This is a genomic window from Escherichia sp. MOD1-EC5950, from assembly GCF_002965345.1.
Classification (GTDB): domain Bacteria; phylum Pseudomonadota; class Gammaproteobacteria; order Enterobacterales; family Enterobacteriaceae; genus Escherichia; species Escherichia marmotae.
On sequence record NZ_PTSR01000024.1, the window covers coordinates 50771 to 62343 of the forward strand.

Annotated in this window: 11 protein-coding genes, 1 pseudogene and 1 riboswitch; of the genes and pseudogenes, 5 read left to right on the plus strand and 7 right to left on the minus strand. The window is 49.2% G+C overall.

Annotated elements, in window-relative coordinates:
- Positions 1-23 precede the first annotated feature (23 nt).
- From BEA93_RS19315 to BEA93_RS19325, 3 genes are read left to right on the plus strand one after another with little or no spacing between them, the layout of a single operon-like run.
- Positions 24-1301, plus strand: a complete 1278-nt coding sequence (locus BEA93_RS19315; protein ID WP_001516671.1) for a nucleoside permease — start codon at positions 24-26, stop codon at positions 1299-1301.
- Complete coding sequence (locus tag BEA93_RS19320; protein ID WP_000846195.1) at positions 1298-2302, plus strand: ADP-ribosylglycohydrolase family protein; 1005 nt, start codon at positions 1298-1300, stop codon at positions 2300-2302. Before BEA93_RS19315 ends, BEA93_RS19320 begins: the two co-directional genes overlap by 4 nt.
- Positions 2299-3264 (plus strand): carbohydrate kinase family protein, encoded by a 966-nt coding sequence (locus tag BEA93_RS19325; protein ID WP_001516672.1) that lies wholly within the window; start codon positions 2299-2301, stop codon positions 3262-3264. The genes BEA93_RS19320 and BEA93_RS19325 overlap by 4 nt, the downstream gene beginning before the upstream one ends.
- Here the strand turns inward: BEA93_RS19325 and BEA93_RS19330 are convergent.
- The 5 genes from BEA93_RS19330 to rcnR all read right to left on the minus strand — a co-directional run bounded on the left by BEA93_RS19330 (position 3238) and on the right by rcnR (position 7000).
- On the minus strand, positions 3238-3984 hold the full coding sequence (locus BEA93_RS19330) for a GntR family transcriptional regulator (RefSeq protein WP_000434029.1): 747 nt from the start codon (positions 3982-3984) through the stop codon (positions 3238-3240). The genes BEA93_RS19325 and BEA93_RS19330 overlap by 27 nt on opposite strands.
- A gap of 51 nt (positions 3985-4035) precedes the next feature.
- Positions 4036-4854 carry a glycoside hydrolase family 25 protein gene (locus tag BEA93_RS19335; RefSeq protein WP_105224973.1) on the minus strand — a complete coding sequence of 273 codons (819 nt, stop codon included), beginning with the start codon at positions 4852-4854 and terminating at the stop codon, positions 4036-4038.
- Between the two features lie 65 nt (positions 4855-4919).
- On the minus strand, positions 4920-5720 hold the full coding sequence (thiD, locus tag BEA93_RS19340; protein ID WP_016248946.1) for a bifunctional hydroxymethylpyrimidine kinase/phosphomethylpyrimidine kinase: 801 nt from the start codon (positions 5718-5720) through the stop codon (positions 4920-4922).
- Positions 5717-6505: a hydroxyethylthiazole kinase gene (thiM, locus tag BEA93_RS19345; RefSeq protein WP_001195641.1), complete on the minus strand. Its 789-nt coding sequence runs from the start codon at positions 6503-6505 to the stop codon at positions 5717-5719. The genes thiD and thiM overlap by 4 nt, the downstream gene beginning before the upstream one ends.
- 34 nt (positions 6506-6539) lie before the next feature.
- Positions 6540-6636: riboswitch (TPP riboswitch) on the minus strand.
- Between the two features lie 91 nt (positions 6637-6727).
- Positions 6728-7000 carry a Ni(II)/Co(II)-binding transcriptional repressor RcnR gene (gene rcnR, locus BEA93_RS19350; RefSeq protein ID WP_000019944.1) on the minus strand — a complete coding sequence of 91 codons (273 nt, stop codon included), beginning with the start codon at positions 6998-7000 and terminating at the stop codon, positions 6728-6730.
- A gap of 120 nt (positions 7001-7120) precedes the next feature.
- Here rcnR and rcnA point away from each other — a divergent pair, with 120 nt between their 5' ends.
- Positions 7121-7948 (plus strand): nickel/cobalt efflux protein RcnA, encoded by an 828-nt coding sequence (gene rcnA, locus BEA93_RS19355; protein ID WP_000134639.1) that lies wholly within the window; start codon positions 7121-7123, stop codon positions 7946-7948.
- A gap of 217 nt (positions 7949-8165) precedes the next feature.
- Positions 8166-8504: a Ni(II)/Co(II) efflux transporter accessory subunit RcnB gene (gene rcnB, locus BEA93_RS19360; RefSeq protein ID WP_000153060.1), complete on the plus strand. Its 339-nt coding sequence runs from the start codon at positions 8166-8168 to the stop codon at positions 8502-8504.
- A gap of 81 nt (positions 8505-8585) precedes the next feature.
- On the opposite strand, the gene BEA93_RS19365 is transcribed toward rcnB, so the two are convergent.
- Together BEA93_RS19365 and BEA93_RS19370 are read right to left on the minus strand one after the other, a co-directional pair.
- The gene (locus BEA93_RS19365; RefSeq protein WP_105224974.1) at positions 8586-9620 is read right to left on the minus strand and encodes a fimbrial protein; all 1035 of its coding nucleotides are present in this window, start codon (positions 9618-9620) and stop codon (positions 8586-8588) included.
- A gap of 10 nt (positions 9621-9630) precedes the next feature.
- Positions 9631-11499: pseudogene (locus tag BEA93_RS19370) on the minus strand (fimbrial biogenesis outer membrane usher protein); the annotation flags it as partial.
- Positions 11500-11573: the final 74 nt, after the last annotated feature.

The window sequence follows — 11573 nt, forward strand, 5'->3', positions numbered from 1 at the left end:
ACCTGTCATGAAGGAATCAAAAGATGAAAACAACAGCAAAGCTGTCGTTCATGATGTTTGTTGAATGGTTTATCTGGGGCGCGTGGTTTGTACCATTGTGGCTGTGGTTAAGTAAAAGCGGGTTTAGTGCCGGAGAAATTAGCTGGTCGTATGCCTGTACCGCCATCGCGGCGATCCTGTCCCCTATTCTGGTTGGCTCCATCACTGACCGCTTTTTCTCGGCGCAGAAAGTGCTGGCTGTGTTGATGTTCGCAGGTGCAGTGCTGATGTATTTCGCTGCGCAACAGACCACTTTTGCCGGATTCTTCCCGTTACTGCTGGCCTACTCGCTAACCTATATGCCGACCATTGCACTGACTAATAGCATCGCCTTTGCCAACGTGCCGGATGTGGAACGTGATTTCCCACGCATTCGTGTGATGGGTACTATCGGCTGGATTGCCTCTGGTCTGGCATGTGGATTCTTGCCGCAAATGCTGGGTTATGCCGATATCTCACCGACTAATATTCCGCTGCTGATTACCGCCGGAAGTTCTGCTCTGCTCGGTGTGTTTGCATGTTTCCTACCCGACACACCACCAAAAAGCACTGGCAAAATGGATATTAAAGTCATGCTTGGCCTGGATGCACTGATCCTGCTGCGCGATAAAAACTTCCTCGTCTTTTTCTTCTGTTCATTCCTGTTTGCTATGCCGCTGGCGTTCTATTACATCTTTGCCAACGGTTATCTGACCGAAGTCGGTATGAAAAACGCGACCGGCTGGATGACGCTCGGCCAGTTCTCTGAAATCTTCTTTATGCTGGCATTGCCGTTTTTCACCAAACGATTTGGTATCAAAAAGGTATTATTACTTGGTCTGGTCACCGCTGCGATTCGTTATGGCTTCTTTATTTACGGCAGCGCGGATGAATATTTCACCTACGCACTATTGTTCCTCGGCATTTTGCTGCACGGCGTAAGTTACGATTTTTACTACGTTACCGCATACATCTATGTCGACAAAAAAGCCCCCGTGCACATGCGTACTGCCGCGCAGGGGTTGATTACGCTCTGCTGCCAGGGTTTCGGTAGTTTGCTCGGCTATCGTCTTGGCGGCGTAATGATGGAAATGATGTTCGCTTATCAGGAACCAGTCAACGGGCTGACCTTCAACTGGGCCGGGATATGGACTTTCGGTGCGGTGATGATTGCCATTATCGCCGTGCTGTTCATGATTTTTTTCCGCGAATCCGACAACGAAATTACGGCTATTAGGGTCGATGATCGCGATATTGCGTTGACACAAGGGGAAGCAAAATGAAAACAGAACGTATTCTCGGTGCTCTTTACGGGCAGGCGTTAGGGGATGCGATGGGGATGCCCTCCGAGCTTTGGCCGCGCAGCCGCGTCAAAGCGCATTTTGGCTGGATTGACCGTTTTCTGCCCGGCCCAAAGGAGAATAACGCGGCCTGCTATTTTAACCGCGCCGAATTTACCGACGACACCTCGATGGCGCTGTGCCTGGCGGATGCGTTGCTGGAACGCGAAGGCGAGATCGACCCGGATCTGATTGGGCGTAAAATCCTCGACTGGGCACTGCGTTTCGACGCCTTCAACAAAAACGTGCTTGGCCCGACCTCAAAAATTGCGCTTAACGCCATTCGCGACGGTAAACCCGTCGCTGAACTGGAAAACAACGGCGTGACTAACGGTGCGGCGATGCGCGTCTCACCATTGGGGTGTTTACTCCCGGCGCGTGATGTTGATTCCTTTATTGATGATGTGGCGCTGGCGTCCAGCCCGACCCATAAATCCGATCTGGCGATTGCGGGGGCGGTGGTTATTGCATGGGCGATTTCTCGTGCCATTGACGGCGAAAGCTGGTCAGCGATTGTTGATTCTCTACCCTCGATTGCGCGACATGCTCAACAAAAACGCATCACTACCTTCAGCGCCTCACTGGCGGCACGTCTGGAGATTGCACTAAAAATCGTTCGTCACGCCGACGGCACCGAATCTGCCAGCGAACAGCTATATCAAGTGATTGGCGCAGGCACCAGCACTATTGAGTCCGTTCCGTGCGCCATTGCGCTGGTTGAACTGGCACAAACCGATCCGAACCGCTGCGCTATTCTGTGCGCCAATCTTGGTGGTGACACTGACACCATCGGCGCTATGGCGACGGCGATTTGTGGCGCATTGCATGGCGTAAATGCTATCGATCCGGCATTAAAGGCTGAGCTGGATGCGGTTAATCAGCTTGATTTCAACCGCTATGCCACGGCGCTGGCGAAGTATCGCCAACAACGGGAGGCGGTATGAGCGGCACCAGGTTACACACGCTGCTGTCGCAATTAACTACGCGTCAACCGGTGATGGTTGTCGGTGCGGCTGTCATTGATGTGATCGCTGACGCTTACGCCCTGCCCTGGCGCGGGTGCGATATCGAACTGAAACAGCAGAGCGTAAATGTTGGCGGCTGTGCGCTGAACATTGCCGTGACGTTAAAACGCCTCGGTATAGAAGCGGATAACGCCCTGCCGCTCGGTCAGGGGGTGTGGTCGGAGATTATTCGTAACCGGATGGCAAAAGAGGGATTGCTCAGCCTGCTCGATAACGCCGAAGGCGATAACGGCTGGTGTCTGGCGCTGGTTGAACCTGATGGTGAACGTACCTTTATGTCGTTCAGCGGTGTGGAAAATCAGTGGAATAGCCAGTGGCTGACGCGATTAACCGTTGCACCAGATAGCCTGCTCTATTTTTCCGGTTATCAACTGGCCTCGCCCTGTGGCGAATTGTTAGTGGAATGGCTGGAAGGACTGCAAGACGTGACGCCGTTTATTGATTTCGGCCCGCGGATTGACGATATCCCGGATGCATTGCTTGCGCGCATCATGGCCTGTCGGCCACTGGTGTCGCTCAATCGCCAGGAAGCTGAGATTGCCGCCGAACGTTTTGCTTTATCCGCAAATATCACAATGCTTGGCACGCAATGGCAGGAGAAATTTGCCGCGCCGCTGATCGTTCGTCTCGATAAAGAAGGCGCGTGGTATTTCAGCAACAACGCTTCTGATTGCGTTCCGGCATTTCCAACGCAAGTCGTGGACACTATTGGCGCAGGTGATAGCCATGCTGGTGGCGTGCTTGCCGGACTGGCCTCCGGTCTCCCACTGGCAGACGCCGTATTGCTGGGCAATGCGGTAGCGTCGTGGGTTGTCGGACATCGCGGCGGTGATTGCGCGCCAACGCGCGAAGAACTACTCCTCACACACAAAAACGTATAGATCGCTGCGACAGTGGCTGATGCTGTACTCAATAGGCCGTTGCTGTTGGTCAAGCGCCACTTGCTTGATCACCAGCACCGGTATTTTGCTATCTAACTGAATATGTGACTGAAACTCGGCATCCGGCATTCGGGCGCTAACGCGGGAACGGGTGCGCAGGGGAAAGATACGCTGACTGCGGAAATAGTCATAGAGAGAAATACCGATGGCATCAACATCATGAATTAAATGCACTGGAACCCACGACTCTTCTATCGATACCGCTTCTTCATCCACATAGCGAATACGCTTAAGCAAGAAGACATCGCTGCCCGCGGCAATCGCCAGTTGCTGCGCAACTTCTTCGGGACACTTTACCACTCGCTTATTAACCCACAACGTATCGGGTTTTTTCCCACGCAACACCACCTGCTGAGAAAAACCTCGCGCTTCTTTCAACGAGTATTCGAAGATGTTGTTGATCTGCGTTCCGTAGCCACGCGAACGCGTCACCACTCCCTCTTCTTCCAGCGCCTGCATCGCCTTGCGCACCGTAATGCGCGAAACGCCGGTTAACTGACTTAAATCACGCTCGCCGGGCAAAATATTTCCATGCTCCAGCACCCCACTGCGCACGGCATTTTTTACCGTTTCGGCAAACTTAATATAAAGCGGCGTGTTGTCCGCCGCTAAAATACGTTCGTTCAGTTGAGCGATAAGCTGGGTATGCGCTTGTTCCATTTGTCTTTTTCCAGGCGATGAGTCTGGAGGAAGTATATCACTGCTGGTTATTTAAGGCGTTTCTTTAATGCCATCAACGAAAGCCTGCAGCTCCTCCACCGTGCCATTAAACACATTAAAATCCACCGGACCATTTACGCCATCCACCTGTCCACGGTCGGAATGCTGCCAGAAATGCCAGGCCAGGCCGTCATTGTCCGGGCGTCGTTGATAATAATGGGCCACCCACCACGGGTATTCATTGAAATATCCCGCCAGATTCGTGTGATAAAACGTCGCCCCCGCATAAATAATCGGCTTTTTGCCCGTGCTCTTTTCAACCATTTTTAGCCACTGACTTACCCGCTTGCGTAATTCTTTTGCCGATAATTTCCCACGTTCTTCTACGTCCAGCACCGCTGGCAGATCGCCTTGTGAGAAATCCACCGTTTGCAGAAATAATCGCGCCTGAACGGAAGCTGAGACCGACGGAGAAAAATAGTGATATGCCCCGCGCAATAAGCCATTTTTGTGGCTTTGACGCCAGTTACGCGAGAAATACGGATCTACCAGCTTTTCGCCTTCCGTAGCCTTAATAAAAGCAAACTGTAAGCGGATACCGTTGTCGCGCATTTTTGCGACACGTTGCCAGTCGATCCGCGCCTGCCAGCGTGAAACATCAATACCATGAATGGTGTAATTGGCAGGGATTCGAATAGCAAAAGATTTGACCGGGCGATAACCATAAAAGTGGATGTAGTCTTTAATCTGAATTGCTGTCGACCAGAAAAAATTCACCGTCTGACGAGGATAAATCGCCACGATGGAAATTAGCCCCAGAGCGCAGAACAAGGCGGTGAATTTTTTTCGACTGGCTATTTTTAGCTGCATTGGTTTCATCCCTGAATTTCAGCGCGAACACGCTGAAAAATGCCAAAGCAGCTATAGTATGATGCTCACCACCAGGCGTGAAAGTGGTGAACCGGACCATTCCCGTGGCCAACTTCCAGCGTGTCGGCCTGGGCTAACGCCGCTGATAGCCAGCTTTTTGCTTCCTGTACGGTGTCAGCCCAATTCGTGTGACGCGGACGCAGCGCTGCCAGCGCCGCAGATAATGTACAACCAGTGCCATGCGTGTTTTTGGTCATAATACGCGGTGCGGTAAACCGTTGTTCGCCGTCGCGGGTAAACAACCAGTCCGGGCTTTGCTCATCATCCAGATGACCACCTTTCATCAACACGGCACCACAGCCCATCGCCAATAATTCACGCCCCTGCTCCAGCATTTCCTGTTCATTACGCGCGTGTGGAGAATCGAGTAAAGCAGCAGCCTCCGGCAAATTTGGGGTGATTAATGAAACCTGCGGCAATAATTGACTGCGTAGCGTGGCAACCGCCGAAGGTGAAAGCAGCGGATCACCGCTTTTAGCCAGCATAACGGTATCCAGCACCACATTTTGGATCTGGTAACGTTGCAGCCGTTCTGCCACCGCTTCAACAATATCCGTCTCTGCCAGCATGCCGATTTTGGTGGTATCGATTCGCACATCGCTGAACACTGAGTCGAGTTGTGCGGCAACAAAGTCAGGCTCAATGCGATACACCGACTGTACACCGCGGGTATTTTGCGCCACCAGTGCGGTGATTACCGAACAACCATAAGCGCCAAGTGCCGAGAAAGTTTTAAGATCGGCCTGAATCCCCGCACCACCACTCGGATCAGTACCGGCAATCGTCAGAGCGTTAACCCGTTTCATGCCTGCACCTCCTGCGTCAGTTGCCAGAGCGCATCAAGGAAATGGGGGATAAAACTACCCGGCCCTTCGCTTCTGGCGACCGCACGTTCTCCGGCTTGTTTCATCCAGTGGCAGGCAGATGCAACATTTTCCAGCGTATCGCCCGGTAATGCACAACTGGCAGCGACAACTGCCGATAATGCACAACCAGTTCCTACCACTTTGGTCATTAACGGATCGCCGCCGTGAATGCCAACGATGCGACGACCATCGGTAACATAATCTACCTCGCCCGTGACCACGACGACAGCCCCGGTTTCATTCGCCAGTGTTTGTGCTGCGGGTAACGCGTTGGCTGCGGCGTCGGTGGAATCCACACCGCGACCACCATTGGCGATACCAGCTAATGCCATAATTTCAGAGGCATTACCGCGTATCGCCGCTGGCTTTAACGATAAAAGTTCGTGGCAAAAATGACGGCGATATTCAAGTGCGCCAACCGCGACCGGATCAAGCGTCCAGGGGGTTTGGGAGCGTGTTGCCTGTTCTACGGCAGCACGCATCGCTTGTGCTCGTAGCTGCGTCAGTGTGCCTACGTTAATCAACAAGGCACTGGCGATGGCCGCAAACTGACTGGCCTCTTCGGTTTCGATAACCATCGCTGGCGATGCACCGAGCGCCAGTAAGGTATTGGCAGTAAAGGTTTGCACCACATCATTGGTCATGCAATGCACAAGGGGAGAGTGTTGGTGAAAGAGGTGTAACATGCGCGCAGATTGCGCGGAACTCAGCAGGTCGACTTGCATAGTTTGCTCCTGCCATAACGTGAAGAAGCAATGACCTGATGGTCTGTGACTTCCCTACGCTGGCATTATCCAGATCAGGTGATACGGGTATTTCTCAGCCTTCACGCAGAAGGGCACCCCGAGTCGTTTGGTTGCGATGATGGATCGCAGATAAGGATGGTAAGGCCCCGCGCACACGTTGTAAACGAGGAAAAACGGCGATATTACAATAACGTTGTGAAATTATTTTATATAAGAATCCAGCACCTTCAGAACGACATCCAGATCTTCTTCACGCTTTAATTCATCGCCCTGATGAACAATGTGTTCCGTCAGATGGCCTTTAATCACTTCTCGCATCAAGCCGTTTACCGCACCACGAATGGCGGCAATCTGTTGTAGTACGGCAGCACATTCGTGCGGCTCGTCGAGCATTTTCTTGAGCGCAACAACCTGTCCCTGAATCTTACTGGCGCGCGCTTTCAGTTTCTGTTTGTCACGGATGGTATGAGACATGGCAACACCTGGTTAACAAGATAATGAAAAATCATAGCACTATTAATCTACTGGGGGGTAGTATCATGTACTGGGGGGGAGTAGAATCAGGGCGTCGATTTAATACTAAGAATTATTATCATGACCGAATTTACCACTCTTCTTCAGCAAGGAAACGCCTGGTTTTTCATCCCCAGCGCCATCTTACTTGGTGCGCTTCATGGGCTGGAGCCAGGGCACTCAAAAACGATGATGGCAGCGTTTATCATCGCCATTAAAGGCACCATTAAACAGGCGGTGATGCTTGGACTGGCGGCAACTATTTCACATACGGCGGTGGTCTGGTTGATTGCCTTTGGCGGGATGGTGATCAGCAAACGCTTTACTGCGCAGTCAGCGGAGCCGTGGCTTCAGTTGATTTCCGCGGTGATCATTCTTGGCACCGCATTCTGGATGTTCTGGCGTACCTGGCGCGGTGAAAGAAACTGGCTTGAGAATATGCACGAGCATCACCATCATGACCATGAACATCATCACGACCATGATCACGAACATCATCACCATCACGAGCATGGTCAGAGCGACGAGTATCAGGATGCTCATGCGCTGGCCCATGCCAGTGACATTAAACGACGCTTTGATGGTAGAGAGGTCACCAACTGGCAAATTTTGCTGTTTGGCTTAACCGGCGGGCTTATCCCCTGCCCTGCGGCAATAACAGTGTTGTTGATTTGCATTCAGTTGAAAGCCCTCACATTGGGTGCAACTCTGGTCGTCAGTTTCAGCATCGGCCTGGCATTAACGCTAGTCACCGTAGGCGTTGGCGCAGCAATCAGTGTTCAGCAGGTTGCAAAACGCTGGAGCGGATTTAACACTCTCGCTAAACGCGCCCCCTATTTTTCCAGTCTGTTAATTGGTTTAGTCGGATTGTATATGGGAGTGCATGGCTTTATGGGTATTATGAGATAAAACAATCACCTGGGCTTCGTTATCCCTTTAGCCCAGGATGATTCTTAAATCAGCTTATTCCGCTCACTTCTCGCTCAATGAGGATGCTTTTGCTGCATCCTTTCATTTACACTTTTTACGAAATCATGGGATCACTAACAAAATATCTCTTGTCGGTTATATTGTATGGCAGGAAAGATATGCGACTGATTTTACTGATCCCCAAAGTGGAGAGTATATGACCATAAAAAATAAGATGTTGCTGGGTGCGCTTTTGCTGGTAACCAGCGCAGCATGGGCCGCACCAGCCACCGCGGGTTCGACCAATGCCTCGGGAATTTCGAAGTATGAGTTAAGCAGTTTCATTGCTGACTTCAAGCATTTCAAACCAGGTGACACCGTACCAGAAATGTACCGTACCGATGAGTACAACATTAAGCAGTGGCAGTTGCGTAACTTGCCCGCACCTGACGCTGGAACCCACTGGACCTATATGGGCGGTGCATATGTGCTGATCAATGATACCGACGGAAAAATCATTAAAGCCTACGACGGTGAGATTTTTTATCATCGCTAAAAAAAGCCCCCTCGGAGAGAGGGGGAAATGCAGACACCTTATTATTTTTTATTATTAGCCACTTGCTCGTCTTGTTTGTTATTAGTCGTATTTCACGTTGATCAGTGCAGTTACCTCAAGTGCACCCGATTTAACTTTATTTTTATCGTATACATAGTAACTGGCCAGGACAGGTATATTAATAATATTACTATTTAAAGGAGCTCCGGGTTTATCTGTTTTCCATAATGATGTCGCCGCGCCCTGATCGCCGCTAGCAGAAATTTTGATGGCTGCTTCAGTCCCTTTTGGTGGTTCTTTTAGATCCAAAACAAATCCTACACCATTATCTATGTTGCCACGCAAAATTGTATTGCTTCCTGTAACTAAGTCACTGCTGGAAAGATATACGACCATATTCCGCGATGCTTGTTTTGTGCCGCCGAAAAGATTATCACACTTCAACGTAATTATTCCTTCCTTACTGTTCGCCGTAATCTTTCCCTGACTTCTGAGTTGGGACAAGGCAATATCATCTACTTTTATTATTGTGTTTTCAGGCTTACAGGTCGTATTTTTAGGATAATAGGAAATACTTAACCCAAGCGTAAATGTATCCCCCGCCAGTTTACTGGTGAGATAACTTACACACCAGTTAATCTTCAATGTCTTACAAATGCCCAACCAAAAGTCAATGGATGAAGATGACTCACCGCCAATATTTGCAATCACAGTATCTGAAATAAACCAGGTAGGTTTTCTTTCTCCAGTAAAATCAGGTGTACCTTTGGATATTTTAACCACATAGGGTAATACTGCCTGCGCATTGCTGGATTTCCCAATCGTGTCACTGGTTTTACCTAAAGACTCTATTTTAACCTTTAACTTTTCGCCATTACCAAAAGGTCCAACTTCAACCCAATCACTTTGGATATTTTTATAGACTATTTTATCCGTGCTCGTATCACAAGATATCCCCGTAAACACGACACTTTTACTAAAGGAAACCTCATTCGCTAAAATCTCCCCCACATTAATACTATCAGTAATATTTAATGATGCAGTGGTACGACATCCAGCCCAGGTAAAATTAGCCCATAAAATAAAAATTAGTAACATTCCATTTCTGAAAATCATATTCCACCTCTCACCGACAGATATAATTTTTACTTTCATCAATCTCTTTACCGAAGGTGATTGTGCATGAAAGCCCTTGTTGCTTATCAATTGCCACATTAACCGCTGGTGGTATTTCATTGGTGCGAATAAAAAGCTGACTTCCCTGGCCGACAACGCCAATATTATGACCGTGGATATCATTGACTTCGTAGCCAAATGTTAACGGTTGCCCATCCACTCTTAATGCTTTTATAAACCAGGGTTTGCGTTGATCGGTGTCGAAATTGACCAGAACGACCGCGCCGCGATAAGGGGCGGCAATTTTACGGTTACCGCGTAATTCTGTTTCACTGTCACTTTGCGATACATCCAGCATCAGGTGATTTTCCCGATGAGGAGTTATTCCGTCATATATCACGACACCATTACGGTTCGTGGTGCGATATTTTTGCCCATTCACATAAGCATCTTTAATTCCCGGCGCATGCATCACGGCAAAAGTTTCAGAAAGACGATTCGCCAGATTAACGCCACCCGACCAGGCGACAATGCCCCCTGAAACACTGGCTCCAGCCTGCCGATAATTACTCGACTGACTATAACTGCCATTCACTGTCGCCACAGGCGCGTTCCAGGTTAAATTCGCCCCTGCTGTCGTTTCATTTCCCTGATGTTGATGACTCAGGTTGACACCATAATTGAACTGATCTCGACTCCCTACTGTTCCTGATAATCCCGTATTATTTGAGGCAAAACCCTGATCATCAAACGTCGTTGAGTTAGACATATATATTTGCCGACGAGGCGTCGTAACGTCATCTCCCCAGTCAAAGGGTATCGATATAAAAATATTAAAGCGTTTCTCTTCATGATGATTCTCGTCATATGCCTGACTTGCCGCGAGGGTATAGCTTATCCGTTGCAAATTATTGGAATAACTCAACTGATAATCTTTACTGCTGCCGCTACGCCCCCAGTAATCCCGCCATAAAGTACTTAATGACACAGATCCCCAGCCTTCTGGCATTGACTGACTCATATTGGCGGAAAAGCTATTTTTGCGACCAAAATCATTCTGGTAATAATCGGCAATATCATAGACATCGTTTTTATCACGACGATAATTATCTTTATTATTTGCCCACACATAATCGTTAAACGTCCGGTAATCACGCGACGAATAACGCCAGGCCGCCAGACCAAAACGTGTCGATGTTTGGCTCAAAAATTTGTTATAAGCAATTTGATAACTTTGCCCGTCAAACACATCACCATTGTCTTGCTTACTGTGCGATTTAGTTGCGTCGACTGAAATTGCGCCAATGCGCGTGTTCCAACCTGTTCCCAGGGTAAACGCGTAGTAATTATTAGCAATCATCGTGCCGCCATACAGCGTCAATAAGTTATTAAAACCATACTGATAACCTGCCTGGACAAAATCACTTTGCTTGCTCGAACCTTCAATATGACTACGGCCCGCTGCAAAATCATATTTCGACACGCCGGGTTGCAGCATATTAGGTACTGCCGCATAAGGCACCAGATATGTAGTAACTGAACCATCGGCTTCCTTAACACTCACATCAAGATCCGCACCTCCGCCCGCTAACTGCAAATCACTAATCGAAAACGGGCCTGGTGGAACCTCTTTCTGATAAACGACAAAACCGTTCTGTTCAATAGTTACCAGCGCGTTACTCTGGGCAATCCCCTGTACCCGCGGGGTAAAATTTTGCTTCGAGTTTGGCAACATCTGCATATCACGAAATAACCGAACTCCGCTGAAGCGAACGGAATCAAATATATCGGCTGACGTGTACATATCACCAATACGCAGCGTGCCGAGAATTTGAGAAAATCCACGTTCCAGATACAGTGTATTGCTTTTCCACTCCCCTTGTATCTTGAAATTCGTTTAGTATGGTTTTGGATTAGATTTGGCACAGCATGTGCAGCCTGACCTTCCCCAGG